The 23,716-nt window shown below is 64.4% G+C and carries 18 protein-coding genes and 1 pseudogene; 14 read left to right on the top strand and 5 right to left on the bottom strand.

Going from position 1 to position 23,716, the window contains the following annotated elements; translation table 11 throughout:
- Positions 1 to 7: 7 nt before the first annotated feature.
- The gene (cofD, locus tag H4V99_RS00215; protein WP_280674475.1) at positions 8 to 1,018 is read right to left on the bottom strand and encodes a 2-phospho-L-lactate transferase; all 1,011 of its coding nucleotides are present in this window, start codon (positions 1,016 to 1,018) and stop codon (positions 8 to 10) included.
- A gap of 106 nt (positions 1,019 to 1,124) precedes the next feature.
- The gene (locus H4V99_RS00210; protein ID WP_280674473.1) at positions 1,125 to 2,474 is read right to left on the bottom strand and encodes an aminotransferase class I/II-fold pyridoxal phosphate-dependent enzyme; all 1,350 of its coding nucleotides are present in this window, start codon (positions 2,472 to 2,474) and stop codon (positions 1,125 to 1,127) included.
- 226 nt (positions 2,475 to 2,700) lie between these two features.
- Between H4V99_RS00210 and H4V99_RS00205 the strand changes: the two genes are divergently transcribed.
- From H4V99_RS00205 to H4V99_RS00165, 9 genes are all read left to right on the top strand, one after another.
- A complete protein-coding gene (locus tag H4V99_RS00205; protein WP_280674471.1) occupies positions 2,701 to 3,564 on the top strand; it encodes a nitrilase-related carbon-nitrogen hydrolase in 864 nt (287 codons plus the stop codon).
- Between the two features lie 30 nt (positions 3,565 to 3,594).
- On the top strand, positions 3,595 to 5,031 hold the full coding sequence (hydA, locus tag H4V99_RS00200) for a dihydropyrimidinase (RefSeq protein ID WP_280679849.1): 1,437 nt from the start codon (positions 3,595 to 3,597) through the stop codon (positions 5,029 to 5,031).
- Between the two features lie 8 nt (positions 5,032 to 5,039).
- Positions 5,040 to 6,056 (top strand): TIGR03842 family LLM class F420-dependent oxidoreductase, encoded by a 1,017-nt coding sequence (locus H4V99_RS00195; RefSeq protein WP_280674469.1) that lies wholly within the window; start codon positions 5,040 to 5,042, stop codon positions 6,054 to 6,056.
- 51 nt (positions 6,057 to 6,107) lie between these two features.
- Positions 6,108 to 7,019: an ABC transporter permease subunit gene (locus H4V99_RS00190; RefSeq protein WP_280674467.1), complete on the top strand. Its 912-nt coding sequence runs from the start codon at positions 6,108 to 6,110 to the stop codon at positions 7,017 to 7,019.
- Positions 7,016 to 7,891 (top strand): ABC transporter ATP-binding protein, encoded by an 876-nt coding sequence (locus H4V99_RS00185; protein WP_280674465.1) that lies wholly within the window; start codon positions 7,016 to 7,018, stop codon positions 7,889 to 7,891. The genes H4V99_RS00190 and H4V99_RS00185 overlap by 4 nt, the downstream gene beginning before the upstream one ends.
- Positions 7,888 to 8,670 carry an ABC transporter permease subunit gene (locus H4V99_RS00180; protein WP_280674463.1) on the top strand — a complete coding sequence of 261 codons (783 nt, stop codon included), beginning with the start codon at positions 7,888 to 7,890 and terminating at the stop codon, positions 8,668 to 8,670. The genes H4V99_RS00185 and H4V99_RS00180 overlap by 4 nt, the downstream gene beginning before the upstream one ends.
- Before the next feature lie 76 nt (positions 8,671 to 8,746).
- On the top strand, positions 8,747 to 9,898 hold the full coding sequence (locus H4V99_RS00175; RefSeq protein WP_280674461.1) for an ABC transporter substrate-binding protein: 1,152 nt from the start codon (positions 8,747 to 8,749) through the stop codon (positions 9,896 to 9,898).
- 124 nt (positions 9,899 to 10,022) lie between these two features.
- Entirely contained in the window at positions 10,023 to 11,345 is a 1,323-nt protein-coding gene (locus H4V99_RS00170) for an aspartate aminotransferase family protein (protein ID WP_280679847.1), read from the top strand.
- 273 nt (positions 11,346 to 11,618) lie between these two features.
- Entirely contained in the window at positions 11,619 to 12,959 is a 1,341-nt protein-coding gene (locus H4V99_RS00165) for an MFS transporter (RefSeq protein WP_280679845.1), read from the top strand.
- A gap of 68 nt (positions 12,960 to 13,027) precedes the next feature.
- Here H4V99_RS00165 and H4V99_RS00160 read toward each other — a convergent pair whose 3' ends face one another.
- Complete coding sequence (locus H4V99_RS00160; RefSeq protein WP_348522344.1) at positions 13,028 to 13,936, bottom strand: LysR family transcriptional regulator; 909 nt, start codon at positions 13,934 to 13,936, stop codon at positions 13,028 to 13,030.
- A 131-nt stretch (positions 13,937 to 14,067) separates the two neighbouring features.
- Between H4V99_RS00160 and mmsB the strand changes: the two genes are divergently transcribed.
- Together mmsB and H4V99_RS00150 are read left to right on the top strand one after the other, a co-directional pair.
- Positions 14,068 to 14,970: a 3-hydroxyisobutyrate dehydrogenase gene (gene mmsB, locus H4V99_RS00155; RefSeq protein WP_280674459.1), complete on the top strand. Its 903-nt coding sequence runs from the start codon at positions 14,068 to 14,070 to the stop codon at positions 14,968 to 14,970.
- A 57-nt stretch (positions 14,971 to 15,027) separates the two neighbouring features.
- The gene (locus tag H4V99_RS00150) at positions 15,028 to 16,527 is read left to right on the top strand and encodes a CoA-acylating methylmalonate-semialdehyde dehydrogenase (RefSeq protein WP_280674457.1); all 1,500 of its coding nucleotides are present in this window, start codon (positions 15,028 to 15,030) and stop codon (positions 16,525 to 16,527) included.
- A gap of 74 nt (positions 16,528 to 16,601) precedes the next feature.
- On the opposite strand, the pseudogene H4V99_RS00145 reads toward H4V99_RS00150, so the two are convergent.
- A pseudogene (locus tag H4V99_RS00145) lies at positions 16,602 to 18,979 on the bottom strand (excinuclease ABC subunit UvrA).
- Between the two features lie 258 nt (positions 18,980 to 19,237).
- Positions 19,238 to 20,161, bottom strand: a complete 924-nt coding sequence (locus H4V99_RS00140) for a LysR family transcriptional regulator (RefSeq protein WP_280674455.1) — start codon at positions 20,159 to 20,161, stop codon at positions 19,238 to 19,240.
- Positions 20,162 to 20,295: 134 nt separating this feature from the next.
- Between H4V99_RS00140 and H4V99_RS00135 the strand changes: the two genes are divergently transcribed.
- The 3 genes from H4V99_RS00135 (at position 20,296) to H4V99_RS00125 (ending at position 23,482) form a co-directional block, all read left to right on the top strand.
- Positions 20,296 to 20,418: a hypothetical protein gene (locus H4V99_RS00135; protein ID WP_280674453.1), complete on the top strand. Its 123-nt coding sequence runs from the start codon at positions 20,296 to 20,298 to the stop codon at positions 20,416 to 20,418.
- A gap of 749 nt (positions 20,419 to 21,167) precedes the next feature.
- The gene (gene pyrE / locus H4V99_RS00130; protein WP_280674451.1) at positions 21,168 to 21,716 is read left to right on the top strand and encodes an orotate phosphoribosyltransferase; all 549 of its coding nucleotides are present in this window, start codon (positions 21,168 to 21,170) and stop codon (positions 21,714 to 21,716) included.
- Complete coding sequence (locus H4V99_RS00125; RefSeq protein ID WP_280674449.1) at positions 21,716 to 23,482, top strand: hypothetical protein; 1,767 nt, start codon at positions 21,716 to 21,718, stop codon at positions 23,480 to 23,482. The genes pyrE and H4V99_RS00125 overlap by 1 nt, the downstream gene beginning before the upstream one ends.
- Positions 23,483 to 23,716 lie beyond the last annotated feature (234 nt).

The following is a 23,716-nucleotide window of genomic DNA, read 5'->3' as shown; positions in this document are numbered from 1 at the left end:
GCAGCGGCTACGCGAGTGCGGCAGCGGCACCCACTCCGGCGGCAGCAGCGAGGGCGGCGGCCGCCATGGCCGCAGTTGTGGGCACGTCGTGCATCCACAGCGGAACGGCGAGGGAGCGGATGCCGGCGGCCGCCAGCTCGGGCAGCGCCGCGGCATCCGTTTCGTCAATGAGCCAGGCATCGAGCACGCCGCCAGCCGACCGGGCGCCGTAGTGCAGACCCACGGCGAGGGCCGAGGTCTGCACGCCAATGGTCTGCAGGCACGCGTCGGCCATGCCGCGCACGGCCGCGCCGCCGATGATGGGTGCCACGCCCACCACCCGTGCCGATGTGGCGCGCAGGGCGTCTCGGATGCCCGGTACGGCCAGAATCGTGCCCACCGAGACCACGGGGTTTGACGGCGGAAGAATCACCACGTCGGCGGTGGCAATGGCCTCGAGTACGCCGGGGGCAGCGACCGCATCGGCGAGGCCCCGCTGCACAAATTCCGTCACGGGAATACCGGCGCGATACCGAACCCACCATTCCTCAAAGTGCATAAGTTCGCCGGCGAGGTGTTCATCAGCGTCTGCGGCGAGGCGTACATGCGTTTCCACCGGCTGGTCGCTCATCGGCAGTAGGCGCACGCCGGGCTGCCAGCGCCGGCAGAGAAAATCCGTCGCTTCGCTCAGGGTTGAGCCGCTGCGCAGCAGATCGGTGCGCACGATGTGGGTCGCGAGGTCGAGGTCGCCAAGCGTGAACCACGACCAGCCGCGACCGTAGGCGGCAATCTCGGCGGACGTGCGGCGGCTTTCATCCTCGCGGCCCCACCCCTGCGCCTCACTGATGCCGCCACCGAGGGTGTACATCACGGTGTCGAGGTCGGGGCAGATGCGCAGCCCGTCGAGCCACATGTCGTCGCCGGTGTTCACGATCACGGTCACGGTGGCAAGCGGATGCGCCTTCGCGAGATGTGCAAGCAGCCCACGAGTGAAGCGGGCACCGCCTACACCTCCGGCCAGTACGGTGACATTTTTCATGAAGTTCCTCTCGTGTGGCTCACCCGATTCGGGTCAGCGCAGCCGGTGGGAACCAACCGCTGGTCTGGATCGAGCGTAACCCCGTGAGTAGCAGGCCGCGTGCGCACTAGGCCCAGCGCGCGGTGAGCACGGGGATGTCGGGCTCGTCGAGGTTGGCCGCTGCCACGAGGGCTGCGGCAACCGGTGCACTGTCGGCGGGCAACGCGCCGGCGGTCACCCGAATGAACGCCGGCCCGCCCTCGGCCGCCATGAACGGTGACCCGCCAGCGACCCGGATTCCCGATGCCGCCAGGCGCACGATGGCGTCGCGCTCATCCCGCACGGGCAGCCAGGCGTTGATGCCGTCCGCCTGCGGGACGACGAGACCCTGGCGGGCGAGTTCTTCGGTGAGGGCTCGCTGCCGAGCAAAATACCGGCGCCGGGCCTCGCTCACTTGAGTGATGCTGTCACTGTTGGTGAGCAGGTCATGCAGGATCGTCTGCAGCATGCGGCTGGTCCAGCCGGGCCCCAGCATGCGTCGCGCCACGATCGGATCGATGAGCTGCGCCGGGCCGCCGAGGGCCGCAATGCGCAGGTCGGGACCGTGGGACTTCGAGAAGCTGCGCACGTGCAGCACGCGGTCGGGCATCCACTGGCCGAGGCTCACGTCGGGGGCGATGCTGATGTCGCCGGAGTGGTCATCCTCAATCACCACGGGCGTGCTCGTGCTCGCGTGAAGCACCTGCGCCAACTCCCCGGCCCGAGCGGCGCTCATCGACGCACCGGTGGGGTTTTGCGCTCTCGGTTGCAGTAGGAGTGCGGCGGGACCTCGCCGGAGGGCAATGGCGAGGCTGGCTGGAACGATCCCCTCGGAGTCGATATCCACGGGCACGCGCTCGAGACCGAGCTGTTCCAGCAGATCAAAGAAGGGCGGAAACGTGGGGTTTTCGACAATCACCCGGTCGCCGAATCGGGTGATCTGGTCGAGGCTTCGCGAGATGGCGTCGAGGGCACCGTCGACCACCGTGACCGACTCCACCGGGTAGGGCCAGGAGCCGTGCAGCACGTCAAGCAGCTCGGGAATCACGGGCAGGTCCTGATAGCTCGGGGTCACCGCCCGCTGGGAGACCCGCGAGAGTGCGGGTCCGAGGGCGGGGAGCAGCTCTGGATCGGGTGTGCCGCGCGAGAGGTCGAGGCGCGAGGTGCCGAGCGGCCCGGCCAGGGTTTGGCTGCGCGCCGGGAGCCATTTGGGGGCGGCGTCGAGAACAAACGTGCCGCTGCGACCCCGCGAAACGATGAGGCCAGCGGCGGCCAGGGCTTTCCAGGCGTGGCTGATGGTTGCCGGGCTGACCCCGAGCTCGGTCGCGAGATCACGCACCGTGGGCAGCCGATCGGCCGGAGCGAGCCGTCCGGTGGCGATCAGCCGACCCACGGCCGCAGCAATCCCGGCGGGGGTGCGCTGTTCAATTTCTGCCACAAAGATGTGCATTTCCCTTGCCTCGCTGCGAATCGGCCGACAGGATGATTAACGCGTGTGTCACGTAAAGAAACACATTTGAAATGTTTACGTCAAATAATAACAAAGCTGGACAATGCAGTCCAGCGGGACCAATCACGACAGCTGACGATTCGACCGGGCTTCACCTCCGGTTGGATTCGCCCACCTGAAGCACAAGATCCTAGAGAACAGGCGAAACACCACTATGAGCGTTGACCAGAGAAATATCGTTCGCACGGCCATCACCCAGGCCACCTGGACCGGCGATGAAGAATCAATGATTCAGAAGCACGAAGACTTCGTGCGGACCGCTGCCGCAGACGGCGTGCAGGTGATCTGTTTTCAGGAGCTGTTTCACGGCCCCTACTTCGGCATCGTGCAGGACTCCAAGTATTACGACTACGCACAGCCGGTTCCGGGTCCGCTCGTGGAGCGCTTTCAGAAACTCGCTGCGGAATTCAGCATGGTGATTGTGCTGCCCATGTATGAGGAAGAACAGCCGGGTGTGCTCTACAACACCGCGGCCGTGATCGACGCCGACAGCACGTACCTCGGCAAGTATCGCAAGCACCACCTGCCCCACCTGCCGCAGTTCTGGGAAAAGTTCTACTTTCGCCCCGGCAACACCGATTACCCCGTCTTCGAGACCAAGTACGGCAAAATCGGTGTCTACATTTGCTACGACCGCCACTTTCCCGAGGGCTGGCGGGCACTCGGCCTGAACGGCGCCGAAATCGTGTTCAACCCCTCGGCTACCAAGCCCGGTCTGTCTAACCGGCTCTGGGAACTTGAGCAGCCCGCCGCGGCCGTGGCAAACCAGTACTACGTGGGCGCGAACAACCGCATTGGCAACGAAAGCGCCGAATTCGGTGACGAGGCCGTCACCTTCTACGGCAGCTCGTACTTCGTTGACCCTCAGGGAAACTACGTGGGAGACATCGCCTCCACCGGCACCGAAGAGATCGTCGTGCGCGACCTCGACCTGGGTGTGATTCGCGAGGTGCGCAACTCCTGGCAGTTCTACCGTGACCGTCGCCCCGACTCCTATGACGCCCTGGTCGCTCCCTAACCCGCCCGGCCCCATGACTGAAAGCGGATGCTGATGAAAACGTTGATCAAGAATGGAACCGTGGTCAATTCCACGGGCCGAGCCTTCGCCGATGTGTTGATCGACGGAGAAACCATCGCCGCGGTGCTGGCCCCTGGGTCCACCCTGCTGGGTTTCAGTGTGGAAACCAACGTGGATCGCGTCATTGACGCCCGCGGCAAATACGTGATTCCCGGTGGCATCGATGCGCACACGCACATGGAGATGCCGTTTGGCGGCACGCAGGCCAGCGACACCTTTGAAACCGGCACCCGGGCAGCGGCCTGGGGCGGCACCACGAGCATTGTGGATTTCGTGGTGCAGTACGCGGGGGAAAACGTACTCGAGCAGTATGCGAAATGGCAGCAGAAGGCATCCGGTGAGTGCGCCATTGACTACGGTTTTCATCAGATTCTCTCCGATGTGCAGGATGACTCGCTGACCGCGATGGACGAGCTCGTGAACGAGGGTGTCTCGAGCTTCAAGCTGTTCATGGCCTACAAGGGCGTGTTCCTCAGTGACGACGGGCAGATCGTCAAAGCCATGCAGCGGGCCGCCACCAACGGCAGCATGATCATGATGCATGCCGAAAATGGCAGCGTGATCGACCTGCTTGTTCAGCAGGCGATTGCCGCCGGAAACACCAGCCCGATCTATCACGGCCTCACCCGGCCGTGGCAGGCCGAGGAGGATGCCACGCACCGGGCGATCATGCTCGCGAACCTCACCGGTGCACCTCTCTATATTGTGCACGTCTCGGCCAAACAGGCCGTGGAGCAGATCGCTCAGGCACGAGACAACGGGCAAAATGTGTTTGGGGAAACCTGTCCGCAATACCTCTACCTCTCGCTCGAAGACAACCTGGGCGCTCCCGGTTTTGAGGGTGCCAAATGGGTGTGTTCCACGCCCCTGCGAGCCAAAGCCGAGGGGCACCAGCACCACATGTGGCAGAGTCTGCGCACGAACGATATTCAGATGGTCTCCACCGACCACTGCCCGTTCTGCATGAAAGGCCAGAAAGACATGGGCCTCACCGACTTCTCCAAGATCCCCAACGGAATCGGCTCGGTCGAACACCGCATGGATCTGCTCTATCAGGGTGTGGTCGACGGAAAAATCTCGCTCGAACGCTGGGTGGAGGTCTGTTCCACCACGCCGGCTCGAATGTTCGGAATGTATGGCACCAAGGGCGTCATTCAGCCCGGCGCTGACGGCGACATCGTGATCTACAACCCCAACGGACACACCTCGATTGGGTTGCCGGAAGCCGGACGCGACAAGACGCACCACATGAACATGGACTATTCCGCCTGGGAGGGCTACGAAATCGACGGTCACGTCGACACCGTTCTCTCCCGCGGCAAGGTCGTGATCGACCAGAACCAGTACCTCGGTACCAAGGGTGACGGCCGGTACATCAAACGCGGTCTCAGCCAGTACCTGATCTAGGGGAAACAATGGATTTCGGAGCAGTACTACAGACGAACCCGCCGTCGGCACGCACGGTGCAGTTGGCCAAGCTCGCCGAGGCCCACGGCTTCAGCCACGTGTGGACCTTCGACTCCCACCTGCTCTGGCAGGAGCCGTATGTGATCTACAGCCGCATCCTCGCGGAGACCAACCGGATTATTGTGGGGCCCATGGTCACCAATCCGGCCACCCGGGACTGGACCGTGACGGCCTCGACCTACGCCACCCTCAATGAGATGTACGGCAACCGCACCATCTGTGGCATCGGCCGCGGCGACTCGGCCGTGCGCACCACCAATGGGGCGCCGACGACGCTCAAGACTCTGCGCGAGTCGGTGCACGTGATCCGGGAACTGGCCAACTCACGGGCCGTTGAATACAACGGAGCCACCGTGCAGTTTCCGTGGAGCAACGGATCGAGCCTCGAGGTGTGGGTGGCCGCCTACGGTCCGCTGGCCCTCAAGCTCGCCGGCGAGGTGGGCGACGGTTTCATTCTGCAGATGGCCGACCTCGACGTGGCCGAGTGGATGATCACCAGCGTGCGCACGGCAGCATCCAACGCCGGGCGGGACCCGGCCTCGGTGAAGTTCTGTGTGGCCGCTCCCATGTATATCGGTGACGACTGGGCGCACATGCGCGACCAGTGCCGGTGGTTCGGTGGGATGGTGGGCAATCACGTGGCCGACATCGTGGCCAAGTACGGCACCGAGTCGACCGTGCCCAAGGCGCTCACCGACTACATTGCCGGTCGTGAAGGCTACGACTATAACCAGCACGGTCAGGCCGGTAACGAGCACACCACCTTCGTGCCCGATGAGATCGTCGACCGGTTCTGCCTGCTCGGGTCCGCGGCCGATCACATTGAGAAACTGCAGGCGCTGAAGGCCATCGGCGTGGACCAGTTTGCCGGCTACCTGCAGCACGACAACAAGGAAGAAACGCTGCGGATTTACGGCGAAACGATCATTCCGGCCATGGCTGAGCATATTGTGGCCACCAGCTAATCACCCACCACCCCACCACCAGCACCTCCTCTGGCGAAACGGATGCCCCGCATGACTCAGTTGTCGTCCGCACCTCGGGTGCGTCGTAGCCTGCCGACCGGCTGGCACGGCGCGGCGTTCGGGGTGCTGGGCGTCATCGCATTGGCCGTGGTCTGGGAGCTCTACAAGCTGCTCGGACCGGCCGACGGCGTGATCATCGGCACCCTCACCGTGCTGCCGCGCACGAGCGATCTTGCCATGCCGCACCTGGCCACCATGCTCACGCGCGTCATCGAACCGGTGACGGGGGCTGCCAGCGCGGTTCCCCTGTGGCAAGCGGTAGCGGAGGCGGCGCTGTTCACGCTCGGGATCGCATCCGTTGGCTGGCTCGTGGGAGTTGCGGTGGGTCTGGCGCTCGCCCTGCTCATGCAGCGCTTTCACCTCGCCCAATCGGCAATTCTGCCGTGGATTATTCTCAGCCAGACCGTGCCACTCATCGCCCTTGCCCCGCTGGTTCGTCGCTGGGGCGCGCAGATCGAGTTCGGGGCGTTCTCGTGGGAGAACTGGATGTCGGTGGCGCTGATTGCCAGTTATCTTGCCTTCTTCCCGGTGTCGATTGGTGCGCTGCGCGGTCTTGGCGCGCCGGACGCCAACCATGTGGACCTGATGCACTGCTACGCGGTGGGGTGGTGGAAGACCCTCTGGCGCTTGCGACTACCCGCGAGTGTGGGCTACCTGCTGCCGGCCCTGCGGCTCGCGGCGGTCAGCGCCGTGGTGGGGAGTGTCGTGGCCGAGGTGTCTATCGGTCTGCGCGGCGGCATTGGCCGCCTGATCGTGGAGTACGCCGGTTCGGCCAGCGGTGACCCCGGCAAGCCGTGGGCGCCCATCTTCGGGTCGATTCTGGTGGGTCTGGTCGCGGCCGGATTCGTCGGTGTGATCGGACTGTTTCTTCGTCGTTTTCGCAGGGGAGAGGCTTCCGCATGAGCAGTACAACAGCTTCGAATATGCCCGAGGCGAATATGCCCGAGGCCAGCACGCCGGCGCACGCCGTGGACGTTGTGGAAGTGAGCCGAATTTTTGCCGCACGCAAAGGGGTCGGGGTCACCGCCCTCGATACGGTGAGCCTCACCGTCGCTCCCGGAGAATTCGTGTCCCTCATCGGGCCCAGCGGATGCGGCAAGTCCACCCTGCTGCGCCTCATCGCCGACCTCGACACGCCCACCAGTGGCAGCATCCGAGTGTTCGGTAAGCCGGCCCGGCAGGCTCGCATCGACCAGGACTACGGCATCGCGTTTCAGCAGGCCGGACTGCTGCCGTGGCGCACGGTGGCGGGCAACATCGAACTCCCGCTCGAGTTGCACGGAGTGGGCAAGGCCGTGCGACGTGCCCGGGCGGCGGACCTGATCGAGCTGGTGGGCCTCGCTGATTTTGCCGGCCACTACCCGGATCAGCTGTCCGGGGGGATGCAGCAGCGGGTAGCCATTGCCCGCTCCCTCGCCGAAAGCCCCAGCCTGCTGCTGATGGATGAACCGTTCGGGGCTCTCGACGAGATGACCCGGGAGCGCATGCAAAACGAGCTCGTGCGCATCTGCGCCGAAACCCGGGCGGCCGTAGTGTTCGTGACGCACTCCATTCCCGAGGCCGTGTTTCTGTCCAACCGGGTGGTGGTGATGTCACCGCGACCCGGACGCATCCGCTCGGTGGTCACGGTGGGCCTCGGCGACATGAGCGGGCGCAGCGACGACCTGCGCGAAGACGAGAGCTTTTTTCACTCACTCAGCGAGGTGCGCGACCTGCTGCACGGCGACGACGCGACGGGTGCCTCCCAGGGGGCACGGGGGCTGGAGACCCGATGAGTAACGGTGTTCTGCGGGATGCCCCGCCTCGCCTCATGCAGACGATTCTCGCGCCGATCGTGTTCGGCGTGGTGGTGGTGGCGCTCTGGCAGGCTCTGGTGAGCGGGTTCGCGATCAAGGCCTTCATCCTGCCGGCACCGTTTGCCATCGGCGCGGAATTCGCCGCCAACCTGCAGAATGTGGCGAACGGCATGCTGGTGACGGGCCGAAACGCCCTGGTCGGATTGCTGTTGGGTTCCCTCGCGGGGATTCTGCTGGCGATTGTGTCGGCCCTGACCCGCGTCTTCGATCAGATGGCCGTGCCCGTGGTGGGTGCCCTCTCGGTGGTCCCGATCGTGGCCCTCGCGCCGGTGCTCTACACGATGTTCGGGGCCGGAGCCGAGACGGCTCGGCAGCTGGTGGCGGCGCTCGCCGTGTTCGTTCCGGTGTATTTCAACACCCTCAAAGGGCTGCGCCAGGTGCGGCCCGTGCACCGCGATCTCATGCGGGCGTACGCGGTGTCCAGTTGGCAGGCTACCCGGGCGGTGACGCTGCCCACCGCGCGTCCCTTCGTGTTCACCGGGTTACGCATCGCGTCCTCGCTCGCGGTGATCTCGGCCCTCATCGCCGAGTACTTCGGCGGGCCGGTAGGCGGCCTCGGCAAGTCGATCACCTCGGCGGCGGCGAGCAGTAACTACGGCCTGGCCTGGGCGTACGTGCTGGGCTCAATCATTCTCGGTCTGGTGTTCTTCTGCGTCACTCTCGGAGTCGAGAAGCTGTTCAGTCGGCGCCCCGGATAGATGTCCCGTCGGCCCTAGCCGACGGGCAGCACCACCTCATCCTCCTTTCTCTGCACCAGCAACCAAGAAGGCAACCATGAAACGTACAACTACCCGGCTCGGCACCTTCGGAGCAGTCGCCGCACTCGGCGTGCTGGTTCTCAGCGGATGCAGCACGGCCGGCAGCACCGACACGGCGACCGATGGCGCCGCGGGGGACCTCACCCCGATCACCCTGCAACTGCAGTGGGTAGCTCAGGCCCAGTTCGCGGGCTACTACGCGGCGGTGGACCAGGGCTACTACGAAGACGAGGGTCTGGACGTGACCATTGAAGAAGGTGGCCCCGATATCGTTCCGCAAGACGTGCTCGCGGCCGGCGACGTGGACTACGCCATCTCGTGGGTACCCAAGGTGCTCGGCTCGATCGAGCAGGGAGCAAACATCACCGACGTGGCGCAGATCTTCGAGCGCAGTGCCACCACGCAGATCTCGTTCAAGGACAAGGACATCACCACCGCCGCCGACCTCGCCGGTAAGAATGTGGGTAGTTGGGGCTACGGCAACGAGTGGGAGCTCTTCGCCGGAATGCAGCAGGCCGGGGTGGAGGTGGGCGATATTTCCCTCATCCAGCAGGCCTTTGACATGAACGCGTTCCTGTCTGGTGACATCGACGCGGCCCAGGCGATGACCTACAACGAGTACGCGCAGGTGCTCGAAACCGAAAACCCGGCCACCGGTGAGTTGTACCAGCCCGACGATCTGAACGTGATCGACTGGAACTCCGAGGGCACGGCGATGCTTCAGGATGCCATCTGGGCCAACACCGACAAGCTCGAAAGTGATTCCGACTACGCCGACAACACGGTGAAGTTCATCAAGGCCTCGATCCGCGGCTGGATCTATGCGGCGAACAACGCCGAATCGGCCGCCGGCATTGTCACTGCCGCCGGCTCGTCGCTCGGCCAGAGCCATCAGCTCTGGATGACGAACGAGGTCAGCAAGCTGATCTTCCCGTCGACCAACGGTGTGGGACTGATCGACGAGGCCGCGTGGGCAAACACGGTGGACATTGCCATGAACACAAAAAACGAGACCGGTGCCACAATCATCACGACGGACCCGCCGGAAACCGCGTATTCCAACACGTATGTGCAGCAGGCGCTTGATGAGTTGACCGCCGATGGCGTCGACGTGATGGGCACCGACTGGACTCCGCTCGATGTCACCCTGAATCCGGGCGGCAACTAGGCACCCGCCACCGAACGCAGAGTAACGGCCGGGTGGCGGCATCCGCTGCCCGGCCCTTCACCCCCCACACTTTTTGTAACCCAGGTCATCTCAACAGAAGGAAGCGATTTTTGTGAACGACATCATGGCAACCGGCACCGCGCAGGTCGGATTGAACGAGCGCACCACCGAGCTCGATCGCGCACACGTGTTCCACTCCTGGTCGGCACAGGCGGCGCTGAAGCCGCTCGTGATCGCGGGTGGCTTGGGTTGCCGGGTATGGGACCACGACGGGCGGAGCTACCTCGACTTCTCGAGTCAGTTGGTGAACCTGAATATTGGCCACCAGCATCCGGCGGTCGTTGCGGCCATCATCGAACAGGCTCAAATTCTGACGACGATTGCGCCGTCAACGGCCAACCTGGCCCGGGGCGAGGCGGCCCGGCGCATCACCGATCGCGCGCCCGAGGGGTTCAACAAGGTCTTCTTCACAAACGGGGGAGCGGATGCGATCGAAAACGCCATCCGAATGGCCCGCCTGCACACCGGTCGCGACAAGGTGCTGTCGCTTTACCGGTCGTATCACGGCAACACCGGGTCGGCCATCGCGGCCACCGGGGACTGGCGCCGCGTTCCGAACGAATACGCGCGCGGGCATGTGCACTTCTTCGGGCCGTTTCTCTACCGCAGCGAGTTCTGGGCCACGACCGAGCAGGAGGAGTGCGCTCGCGCACTGCACCACCTCGAGCGGGTTATTCAGGGCGAGGGTGCGGCGTCGATCGCCGCCGTGCTGCTGGAATCGGTGCCGGGAACAGCGGGCATCATGCTGCCGCCGCAGGGCTACCTGGCGGGCGTGCGCGCGCTCTGCGACATGTACGGCATCATGCTCATTCTCGACGAGGTGATGTGTGGTTTCGGGCGCACCGGCTACTGGTTTGCCTTCGAGGCCTATGACGTTGTCCCCGATCTCATCACCTTCGCGAAGGGCGTCAACTCCGGGTATGTACCCACCGGCGGCGTGATCATCTCCGACGAAATCGCGGCTGATTTTGACGAGAACGTGTTTCCCGGTGGACTGACGTACAGCGGGCATCCGCTGGCCATGGCATCGATCGTTGCCACCATGGACGCGATGGAAGACGAGGGCATTGTGGAGAACGCCGCCCGCATCGGCCGCGACGTGCTCGCGCCGGCGCTCGCCGCGTTGCAGGCGGCGCACCCGATCATTGGCGAGGTGCGGGGTTCGGGCGTGTTCTGGGCTCTGGAGCTCGTGGCCGACCTGGACACCCGCGAGCCCGTGGGCACCGCCGTGATGGCACGCATTAAGGCCGAGCTGCTGGCGCGCGGGCTGTTGCCCTTCATGATCGAGAACCGCATTCACGTGGTTCCGCCGTGCATCGTGACCGACGCCGAGGTTGCCGAAGCCGTGGCCATTTACGACGAGGTGCTGAGCCTCGACCTGCTCTAGAGGGCGACTGCCGGGCGTGGAGCGCGGCGGTCGGGTGCATTAATGCAGGCCGCACCTGCATAAATTGACTTTGACGTACCTGCTGCCCGCAGACCACACTCGTAATGGCTCGAGCGTCCGCCCAATCTGAGGCGGATGGTGCGGGGCCGGTCTCAAACTATTCATGTCGTGTCAACGAAGACACCGAGGGAGTTTTGCGTGACTACACCAAATGTGCGGGCAAGAAAAGTGAACGCGGCACCGGCAGGGCTGAGGAGAATTGCTGTTGCCTCCATGGCCGGTACGACGGTTGAGTGGTACGAGTTCTTTCTCTATGCGGCGGCGTCAACTCTGGTTTTCGGACCGCTGTTCTTTCCGAAGGCCGGTACCGAGCTGGACGGGATCATTGCCGCGTTCATCACCTACGCCGTCGGCTTCCTGGCCCGACCCATCGGCGGTCTGGTCTTCGGTCATTTCGGAGACAAGTTCGGTCGAAAGCGACTGCTTCAGCTGAGCCTGATCATGGTGGGCGCCTCGACGTTCCTGATGGGGTGTCTTCCGGTCTTCGACCAGATCGGCTATCTGGCACCGGCGCTTCTGGTTTTGCTGCGATTTGTGCAGGGCTTCGCGGTGGGTGGGGAATGGGGCGGCGCTGTACTGCTTGTCGCGGAACACAGCCCCGACAAATCCCGAGGTTTCTGGTCCAGTTGGCCACAGTCCGCCGTGCCGATGGGGAATCTGCTGGCGACCGGTGTGCTCTTCCTGCTCTCCTCGACCCTCTCCCAGGAGGCGTTCCTCGCCTGGGGTTGGCGCGTCGCCTTCTGGCTTTCGGTGATCATCGTTGCCATCGGGTATTACATCCGCACCAAGGTGAGCGACGCCCCGATCTTCCTCGCAGCACGCGAAGAGCGCGAGCAGGAGGAACGCGACGCTGTCGAGGCCGGGGATGTACAGGCAGCACCGGAGAAGACCTACGGAATGATCGAGGTTTTCCGCCACTATCCGCGCGCTGTCTTCACCGCGATGGGGCTTCGTTTCGCAGAGAACATTTTGTACTACATCGTGATTACGTTCTCCCTCACCTACCTCTCCGTTATCGTGAAGTTCGACACCTCGCGAATACTGCTGCTGCTTCTCTTGGCCAGCGCCATCGAATTCTGTGCCATGCCTCTGGTGGGCAAGCTGTCCGACCACTTCGGTCGTCGTCCCGTCTATCTCACGGGTGCGCTGCTGGGAGGGACCTGGGGCTTCTTCGCCTTCCCCATGATGGACACCGGAAATGACCTGATCATTCTGGCCGCGGTCACCATCGGTCTCCTCTTCCACGCCACAATGTATGCCGGACAACCGGCGATCATGTCGGAAATGTTCCCCACCAGAATGCGCTACTCCGGTGTGTCCCTCGGCTATCAGGTGACCTCCATCGTGGCCGGCTCACTGGCGCCCATCATCGCGACGAGCCTTCTGAACGCGTTCGGGTCATCCGTTCCTGTTGCGCTGTATCTGATGACCGCCTGCATCATCACCGCCATCGCGGTGCTGACGCTGAAGGAAACCCGGGGCAGCTCACTGCACGCGCTCGATGCAGAGGATGCCCGGCGCATGCAGGCTCAGCCCGCCATGGCGTCGAAATAAGCCGGTAGGGAGGAGGCGATGGGATGTTCTGAGATGTGCCCATCGCCTCGGTCGCCCGCATGACCTCGTCAGCTGGACAGCGTGGTCTGACGCTCCGCGACTTCCCGACGGAGGGCATCGATGACCGCTCGCACCAGCGCGGATCGCAGCGACTCCGGGCGAGCGATCGCCCAGATCGGAAGCTGGCGATGAAAGTCATTCGGCAGAACGGGAACAAACCCCGATTTGCCACTCACCATGAAGTTCGGCAGCAGACCGATGCCAGCGTCTCGGCGCACGGCCTCGGTTTGCGCGAAAATGCTGGTGGCTTGAAAGCTGGTTTCCGGCATCGGCAACTGCGAGGATCGGTGTCCCAGCTCGGCAACCAGAAGCGCCGATTCCACGTACGAGACGAAGCTGTGGTGCTTCAGATCCTCCAGGGTTGTGGGCATGCCCTTCGCCGCCAGATAGCCAGGACTGGCATAAAGGCGGAGGAAATAATTGGTGAGAAACACGGCCTGCGCTTTGTTGGCATCCGTCATTCCCACCACCACTTCCAGGTCCACGCCGGAGCGATTCTGGTTGACCTTGCGGGTGGCACTGAAGATCTCAACCGTGAGTTTCGGGTGGTCACGCTGCAGCCGCACCAGGGCGGGGGTGACAAACTCCGCACCAAACCCATCGGCCGTGCTGATCCGCACCTCGCCGGACAGCGGATCCTTGTCCTCGCTGATGGCCGTGGTCAAGGCCAGCAGTTTGTCCTCGATGGCTTCCGCCGCATTGACCGCGTGAGTCCCCAGCTCGGTGAGTTCCCAACCGCGGGGGGTGCGTTCCAACGTCTGCCCGCCGAGTTCCCGGTCCAGTGCGGTGATGCGGCGCGAGATGGTCGTGTGTGTCGTGCCGAGGGCATCCGCTACCGCATTAAAGCGCCCGAGCCGTGCCACTGTGAGCAGGATGAGCAGATCGTCCGGGCTCGGAAGCCGCTTGATGTCTACCACGACGCCTCATTTCAATGTGCATTCATGCACACTTTCTCTGCAGATTATCGTCTTGATTGCACTGTATCAGGATGTGAGACTGATCAACACGGAGTCACATGTGTGACCCCACCAAGCAAAGGAGCTTCTCAATGGCTGTAGTCGGATGGATCGGTTTAGGACACATGGGCGGCTACATGGCGGCCAATCTGGTCAAAGCGGGGCACGACGTGCGGGGTTTTGATCTCAACGCGGCAGCGGTGAGGGCGGGCGAAGAGGCGGGCGTTCGACCCGTCACCAGCATTGCGGAAGCCGTGGATGGCGCCGACGTTGTGTTCACGATGCTGCCCAAGGGCGAACATTCCCGGGCGGTGTACCTGGGTGATGACGGAGTCCTGGCCCATGCCAGCACCGACACCCTGCTGGTGGATTCCTCCACGATTGACATCGAGTCGGCGAGGACGCTGCATGATGCGGCCGCCAGCGCCGGCTTTCGGTTTGTGGATGCCCCGGTGTCGGGAGGAATGAGTGGCGCCAGCGCCGGAACCCTCACGTTCATGATCGGCGGGGAAGCCGGGGCTGTGGTGGAAGCCCGCCAGTATATTGAGCCGATGTCGAGCAATATCATCGCCACGGGCGGCGCCACGACCGGCCAGGCGGCAAAGATTTGCAACAACCTCATGCTCTTCATCAACCTGGCCGGCGCCGCAGAGGGTGCGGTACTGGCCGACCGGCTGGGCCTTGACAAGCAGGTGTTCTGGGACATCGCATCGGTCTCCTCCGGCGACAGTTGGGCACTGCGCACGTGGTACCCGGTGGCCGGAGTCGTGCCCACTGCGGCCTCTAACCAGGGCTTTGCTCCGACCTTCACCGCCGAATTGGCAAATAAGGACATCAACCTCGCCATCGCCGCCGCCAAGGCCACCGATACTCCCTTGGAGATCGGTGAGCATGTGCAGCAGCTGTTCCAGCGCGTGGTCGACTCCGGACAGGCGGGAAAGGACTGTTCCATGATCATCAAGCTCATTGATGGCAGCATGGAAACGATCAACTGAGATTTGCACGCCGGACCATCCTTTTTCGCCTCATTCACACGAAGGAATCGAACGATAATGACTGAATCCCCTAGGCTCTCCCACTACGTCAGCGGCAGCATCTTCAGCGGCACCTCAACCCGCACCTCTCCCGTCTACAATCCGGCGACCGGCCGTGTCACCAAGAACCTCATCCTCGCCACCGCGGCCGACCTCGACGCTGCCGTCGCGGTCGCCCAGGCGGCCTTCCCGGCGTGGCGCGACACGAGTCAGGCCAAACGCCAGACCATCATGTACAACTTTCGGGAGCTGCTCAACGCGCGCAAGGGTGAGCTGGCCGACATCCTCACCGCCGAGCACGGCAAGGTGACCTCCGACGCGCTGGGCGAGATCATTCGCGGCCTCGAGGTGGTGGAGTTTGCCCTCGGTATGCCGCACCTCTCCAAGGGCGACTATTCGGAGAATGTCTCCACCGGCGTCGACGTGTACACGCTGCGCCAGCCGCTCGGCGTGGTGGGCATCATCAGCCCGTTCAACTTTCCCGCCATGGTGCCGCTCTGGTACTTCCCCATCGCCATTGCGGCCGGAAACACCGTCATCCTCAAGCCCAGCGAGAAGGACCCGTCTGCCGCCAACTGGCTCGCCGAGCTGTTCACGGAAGCCGGACTCCCGGACGGCGTGTTCAACGTCGTGCACGGCGACAAGGTGGCCGTGGACGCTCTGCTCGTCAACCCCGACGTGCAGGCCATCTCCTTCGTGGGATCGACCCCGATCGCCCGGTACATTTACGAGACCGCGGCCAAGGCCGGCAAGCGCGTGCAGGCCCTCGGCGGGGCGAAGAACCACATGCTCGTGCTACCCGACGCCGACCTCGATCTCACAGCGGATGCCGCGGTGAACGCCGGGTTCGGATCCGCCGGCGAACGGTGCATGGCCATCAGCGTGATCGTCGCGGTCGAACCCGTGGCGGATGAGCTCATTGCCAAGATCGTGGAGCGGATGAAGGGCCTCAAGGTGGGCGATGGCACCCGCGGCTGCGACATGGGCCCGCTCATCACCGAGGTACACCGGGACAAGGTGGCCAGCTACATCGATGTGGCGGCGGCCGACGGGGCCACGGTGGTCGTTGACGGTCGCGGCATCGAGGTGGATGGCGCCGCCGACGGTTTCTGGCTCGGTCCCACCCTGTTCGATCACGTGAGTGTCGATTCGGCCGTGTACATCGACGAGATCTTCGGCCCGGTGCTGTCGATTGTTCGCGTGGACAGCTACACCGAGGGGCTGAACCTCATCAACGCGAGCCCGTACGGCAACGGAACGGCGATCTTCACCAACGACGGCGGGGCCGCACGCCGGTTCCAGAACGAGGTGCAGGTGGGGATGGTGGGTATCAACGTGCCGATCCCCGTGCCGGTGGCGTACCACTCGTTCGGTGGCTGGAAGAATTCACTCTTCGGTGACGCAAAGGCCTACGGCCCCGCGGGTATCAACTTCTTCACCCGCGAGAAGGCCGTCACCAGCCGGTGGTTGGACCCGAGCCACGGCGGAATCAACCTCGGTTTCCCGCAGAACCAGTAGACATCCGCTCTGGTGCGTGGCATCGTGGCGGCTCGTATCTGCGAGCCGCCACGATTGCGTCGGGCAACAGGCTCCTACTCGGCGCCCACGTAGGCGGCGAGGTGCTGGCCGGTGAGGGTGGTGCGGTCGGCCACCAGATTGGCCGGGGTGCCCTCGAACACGATCCTGCCGCCGTCGTGGCCGGCCCCCGGACCCAGGTCAATGATCCAGTCGGCGTGCGTCATCACCGCCTGATGGTGCTCCACCACAATGACCGACTTTCCGGAATCCACGAGCCCGTCGAGCAGACCGAGTAGCTGCTCCACATCGGCGAGGTGCAGTCCGGCCGTTGGCTCGTCGAGCACATAAATGTCACCCTTTTCCGCCATTTGCGTGGCGAGTTTCAGCCGCTGGCGCTCGCCGCCGGACAGCGTGGTGAGCGGCTGGCCGAGGCTCACGTAGCCAAGCCCCACGTCGGAGAGCCGCACCAGAATGGCGTGGGCGGCCGGCGTCCGGGCGTCGCCGGCACCGAAAAACTCCTTCGCCTCGTCCACCGACATGGCGAGCACCTCGCTGATGTCCCGGCCGCCGAGCGGGTATTCCAAAACGGATGCGTCGAATCGCTTCCCCTCGCACACCTCGCACGTGGTGGTTACGCTCGCCATCATGCCGAGGTCGGTGAAAATGACGCCGGCGCCATTGCAGTTGGGGCAGGCGCCCTCCGAGTTGGCACTGAACAGGGCCGGCTTCACGCCGTTCGCCTTGGCAAACGCGGCACGGATCGGGTCGAGAAGGCCGGTGTAGGTGGCGGGGTTGCTGCGCCGGGAGCCGCGCCCTGGTCAATTGACACGACGCCCGCGCCCGCCGGGATCGATCCGTGCACCAGAGAGCTCTTGCCGGACCCAGCAACACCGGTGATCACGACGAGTACGCCGAGGGGAATATCCACGTCGACGCCCTGCAGGTTGTGCTCCGTCGCGCCGCGGATTTCGAGTGCACCCGTGGGCGTGCGCACCGTTTTCTTGACGACGCGCTTGTCATCAAAGTGCTGGCCCGTGAGCGTTCCACTGGTGCGCAGGCCGGCGACGGTTCCTTCAAAGCAGATCTCGCCGCCGGCCGCGCCCGCGCGGGGGCCGAGGTCAACGATGTGATCGGCAATCACGATGGTCTCGGGTTTGTGTTCCACCACGAGCACGGTGTTGCCCTTGTCGCGGAGGTCCAGCAGGAGCTTGTTCATACGTTCGATGTCGTGCGGGTGCAGCCCGATGGTGGGCTCATCGAAAACGTACGTGACGTCGGTGAGGGACGACCCGAGGTGACGAATCATTTTGGTGCGCTGAGCCTCACCCCCCGACAGCGTGCCGGCCGGGCGGTCGAGGGACAGATAGCCGAGTCCGATCTCCATGAACGAGTCCAGGGTGGCTTTCAAGGCGACCAGTAGTGGTGCCACCAGCGGCTCATGTATCGTGCTCACCCAGTCGGCCAAGTCGCTGATCTGCATGGAGCAGGCCTCGGCGATGTTGATCCCGCCGACCCGGGATGACCGGGCGCCCGCGTTGAGGCGGGTGCCGGCGCACTCGGGGCAGGTCGCGAAGGTGACCGCGCGGTCGACGAAGGCGCGAATGTGCGGCTGCATGGCCTCGCGGTCCTTGGACAGGAACGACTTCTGCACCTTGGGGACGAGTCCCTCGTAGGTCATGTTGATGTCGCCCACCTTCACCTTGGTGGGCTCGTGATACAGAAAGTCGTTGAGCTCTTTCTTCGTGTAGTCGCGAATCGCCTTGTCGGGGTCCAGGAACCCGGACCCGGTGAAGATCCGCACGCCCCACCCGTCGGCGGTGTAGCCGGGAATCGTCATCGCGCCCTCGTTCAACGACTTGGCGGAGTCATAGAGCTGCGTGAGATCGATGTCGTTGATCGTGCCCATGCCCTCGCAGCGCGGACACATGCCGCCGGTGACGCTGAAGCTGCGGCGCTCCTTCACGGTGCGACCGCCCTTCTCGATCGTCACGGCACCGGCGCCGCTAATAGAAGGAACGTTGAACGCAAATGCCTGGGGTGAGCCGATGTGCGGATCGCCGAGTCGGCTGAAGACGATCCGCAGCATCGCGTTCACGTCGGTGGCCGTGCCCACGGTTGAACGCGAGTTGGCGCCCATCCGCTCCTGATCCACAATGATGGCTGTTGTCAGGCCATGCAAAACGTCAACCTCGGGGCGCGCGAGCGTGGGCATAAAACCCTGAAGAAAGGCGCTGTAGGTCTCGTTGATCATGCGCTGAGACTCGGCGGCGATCGTGCCGAACACGAGGGAACTCTTACCGGAGCCGGAGACGCCGGTGAACACCGTGAGGCGGCGCTTCGGAATCTCGACGCTCACGTCCTTGAGGTTGTTCACGCGTGCGCCCTGCACACGAATCAGGTCGTGGCTGTCGGCGGCATGCACCGCGGCATCCGCTGTCGAAACCGTGCTCATCGTGACTCCCTCTGGTGACCGGCGGCGGTGCTGGTTCGAGCGTGCTCGCGCACACTTCTGTCATTATTGCCGCATCACCCGTCGCGCGGGGATCTGGCCTGCCCGCGAGTTTCTGGCCTGCCCTCGTGTTGCGGCGTGCTGTTGGCCGGCCCGCCCTGTGGCCACGCCCTGCAGCTGGCCGCCGTGAGTTGTATTGAACTGCCGTCAGCCATCATGGTGCGATGGCGCGCGCATCGCCTCGTCACCGTGCTGCGGGGGCTAGTGCCGGGACGCGTGTTGAGACTGCACGCGTGTGGCCTGATCTCGCAGGGCATTGACCACCGTGCGCACGGCGAGGCGTTCGGCACGGTCGGGACGCATCAGCGCCACGATTTGCCGCTCGGCATCCACTCCCCGTAGGGGTTTGAGTACGAGGCGCCCCGGGCGGTCTGTGGCCGAGGTGTAGCGGGGGAGGAGCGCGATGCCCAGGCCCGCGGCGATGAACGATTCGATGAGCCGCAGGTCGGCAAAGCGCTGCGTCACCGAAATTCGTTCGCCGGACTGCTGCTCGATCTCGTGCAGAATGCGCTCAAACGGGTAGCCCTCCGGCACGCCGATCCACGTTTCGCCGGCCACGTCGCTCGCCGAGACGGATGCCCGTGCAGCCAGCCGGTGCTCCGCTGGCAGTCCCACGTCGAGCGGCTCGGTCATGAGTGGCACCACGGTGAGTCCGCGTCCACCCCAGGACGGCTGCCCGCGCATGGTGTGGGCGAGCACGATGTCGTACTCCGCGGTGAGGGCGGGAAAGTCGCTCAGCTCGGGGTCGCGATCGGTGCAGGTGACAACGAGGCCGGGCGTCTCGGCGAGGTCGGTGAGCGTGCCGGGGAGAAGCATCTGCCCGGCCGTGGGGAATGTGACCACGCTCACCTCGCCGGTGGCGGTGTTGCGGAACTCGTCCCAGATGGCGTTCGCTCGTTCGAGCGCCACGGCCACGTCGGTCGCGCTGCGGGCGAGTGCGCGGCCGGCCGAGGTGAGCACGAGGCCGCGGCCGCTGCGTTCGGTCAGGGGTAGCCCGGCCTCGCGTTCGAGTACCTTCAGCTGCTGCGAAACCGCAGACGGGGTTCGATGGGTGGCCCGCGCAACGGCCGTTATGGTGTGTCGCTCGGCCAATTCGCGGAGCAGTTCGAGCCGTTGTACGTCCATGTAGCCACGCTACACACTCTTGGCCAAATAATGCGATTGTGCTGCACGGTTCGAGGTGGTGAAATAAGAACGTCGATCACGAGCAATGGCGCCTCCGTCCTCTGACCAGCCACCTCTTTTCGAAAGGCACTTCCGTGTTCGCTCTGCTCATTCTCCTCGCTGTCATCTCTCTCTCCTCGATCGTTGCTCTCGTGGGCATTGTTGCCCGCGACGGCTACCACCGCGTCCCCGAGCGCGCGCTCGTCCGCATCTTCTAGGATCGCGTCTTCGGGCCCTGTGCCTTTCGGCCCACGAGCCAACGACATGCGGGTGGCCAGCTCTTTCGGTCGTGTCTGTCCCGGCTGGTGTTGCTAGTTCAGGAGATCCGGCCGCTCGCGGTCGCTCCACCGCGTGTTTCTGCGGGGCCTTCGTGTGTTTGCCAGCGGATCTCCTGAACTAGCAACCGCTGTCGGCTCTGGAACCCGCCGTTGATGCCGTGATTCTGCGGGACTGGCCGCGTCCCAGTCACTGTTTCTAGGCCGTTTTCCTGCTTTCGAACCGTGGTGTCGCTACTTCAGGAGATCCGGCCCCAGGCATCCGCTCCACCGCGTTTTTCTGCGGGACCCGGGTGTGTTTACACAGGAATCCCCTGAACTGGCGACCGGGTACCTCTTTACCCGGGGACCCTTATCGCCGCAGCCTCGTGGCTAGTTCAGGAGATTCAGCCGCTCGCGGCCGCCGAGCCCGGCGTCTCACTGAGTGTTGAGCGGTCGTTGCGACGGATCTCCTGAAGTAGCGACCGGGCGCCGGGTGAAGGTCGGGGTGTGCTGGGGTTGGAGGCCGTGGCCTGCAGTCCTGGGTGGCGGGACGTGGCTGTCGCTAGTTCAGGAGATTCAGCCGCTTGCGGCCGACGTGCCCTCTGTTTTCGGGAGTGCGGAGCGGTGGTTGCGACGGATCTCCTGAACTAGCAACCGGGTGATCGCAAGAGCGCACCGGGGTTTTAGCCCGATGCCCTAAAGTTGTCTCTGTGAAAGATACGCGGCAGAAACTCATCGATTTCATCGCGGCCGAGGCCGTTTTTCATGGGGAATTCGTTCTCACGAGCGGGAAAACAGCGACGTATTACGTTGACCTGCGCCGCGTGAGCCTCGATCACCGGGTGGCCCCGCTGATCGGGCAGGTCATGCTCGACCTCATCAAAGACATTCCCGACGTCTCTGCCGTCGGTGGCCTCACCATGGGCGCCGACCCGGTGGCTGCCGCTGTCTTGCACCAGGGAGCGGCCAGCGGTGCCAGCTACGACGCATTCGTCGTGCGCAAGGAGCCGAAGGATCACGGTCGTGGCCGTCAGGTCGAGGGCCCCGATCTCGCCGGAAAGCGCGTGATCGTTCTGGAAGACACCTCGACTACCGGCGGTTCACCACTCGCCGCCATTGAAGCGCTGCTCAAGGTGGGCGCGATCATTGCTGGCGTCGCCGTCGTTGTCGACCGCAACACCGGTGCCCGCGAGATCATCGAGGCCGCGGGTTACCCCTACTACGCCGCCATCTCCCTTGAGGATCTGGGGCTGAACTAGTGCCGAAGGACGACGATTCCAATCAGGGCATCGACTGGTTATCGTCGCAGTTCGAGGTCTCGCCGAACGACTCCGATGAAGAGCCTGAAGCGGAGTCAGCACCGGCTGTCAGCCACGCCGTCGGCGACCACACGGGGGGCGACCACGAGTCGGATGCCCCCGTGCCGGATGCGAGCGAACCTTCTGACCCCGGTCACACGAAATCAGGGTCAGAGCCCGCGGCTGTGGGTCGCGCGGCTGAGGCGCCCGCATCTGCCCTCACTCGTGTGGCCCCTCAAGGTTCTGAGCTGCCAGACTCCGAGCGGCCCGAGTCCTCTGAAGGTCCCGAGGCAGGCCAGCCAGGGATGGCTTTCGTTCCACCCCTGCCGGTGATACCAGCCGGACTCTCCGCACCCGAGGTGTCTGATTTGACTGCCCGACTCGATGAGCCCGTGGTGCCTGCTGTGCCCAATTTGGTTGACGTGCCCGATGTGCCTGTCGCTACCGACGTGCCTGACGTGCCCGACGTGCCTGTCGCAACCGAAGTGCCCGAGGTGCCTGACGTGCCCGATGTGCCCGACGTACCCGATGTGCCTGTCGCTACCGACGTGCCCGACGTGCCCGACGTGCCCGACGCGGCCGGACCGTCGACGGTATCGGCCAAACCTGTCACGCCGACCGCACCTTCCGCCACCTCCGTGCCTGCCGCCATCGCCGCGCCTATGGCGCCGGTCATACCTGTTCTCGCTGCTGCTCCTGCCTCAACCACCCCGCCTCACGTTGTTGGCCCACCCCCCATTTCGACTCCGCTTAACGCGCATCTCGCGCCAGTGAATCCCGTCGAGCTCGACCCGCCTCCCCTGCCGGAAACGCGAACGCGGTCTGAGGTGCCCATAAACGCGGAATCGTTGGTCCCGCAAAACCCGCGCGGCACGGAGGCTGACCTCGAACCGGAACCCTGGTGGATCACACCCGAACCGAGGAAAACTCCACAGGACTTTGCACTTGGCGCGGCGGGACCGCACGCATCCACTCTCGCGAGTGATGAGAGCGCCGACGTTCCTGAGCAGATGAATGATGGGAACGAGTCGTCGACGACATCCGTTGTGGAGGACCTACCCGCCACCACCGTGCTGCAGGCCGAAGCGACCATGACGAACACACCGACCGAACCCGCAGTTCCGAGTCGACATGCCGCGCCGAACGGACCCGCGCGCACTGCCACCCGCACGGTGATCTGGGTTGGCGCGGTTCTCCTGGCCATCATCATTCTTGTGGGGCTGTTTCTGCTGGGACAGAATCTCGCGAGCGCAGGCGCGCCGGTCCCCACGGCCACGGCCACCCCGACGCCGTCGGCCACCCCGACCCCAACACCCACGGTCAAGGTGACCGCTGCCCAGCCCGTTGGCGTGCATGCCTGGGACACCCTGTTCGGTGGCGAGTGCTTGGAACCCTTCGAGTCACCGTGGGCAGAGACCTTCACGGTCTCGGATTGTGCCGCGGCCCACGGCGCCCAGCTGGTGTACCGAGGCTCGTTCGGTGGTGACGCCACGACGGTGTTCCCCGGTGAAGCGGCCCTGGCCGCACAGATGAACCTGCTCTGCACCGCCCCCGGCGTACTCGACCTCGCCGCAGCCGGCGCCTATCCCGATCTGCAGATGCAGGGCAGCTACCCCGTGACTGACGAGCAATGGGCAGACCCCGCGCGCCACTACTACTGCTTCGTCAGCCGCTCCTCCGCGGAGCCGTTGACCGCGTCCATCGCCGGACCGGGCCCGGCTGCGTAGCCGCCACGCGGCATCCGCTGCTGCCTACGAGGTTCACGAGAAGCCATTTGTGGCCCCATGACAGTCGACCATGGGGCTGATGTTGGCTTCTCGCCACGGCGAGGGCTCGCGAGAGGTCAACCAAGGCCCCATGAGACCCTGTGATGGGGCTGATGTTGGTGGCTCGCGCTTTCGGGCTCGCGCGGAGGCCGTGATGGGGCAGAAGGTGGCTTTTCGCGCACCAGAAGCCAGTTT

Origin of the sequence: Cryobacterium sp. CG_9.6, assembly GCF_029893365.1 — a bacterium.
In the GTDB taxonomy this organism is placed as follows: domain Bacteria; phylum Actinomycetota; class Actinomycetes; order Actinomycetales; family Microbacteriaceae; genus Cryobacterium.
Note: the sequence above shows the minus strand (reverse complement) of the source record. Positions and strands in the feature narration are given on the sequence as shown.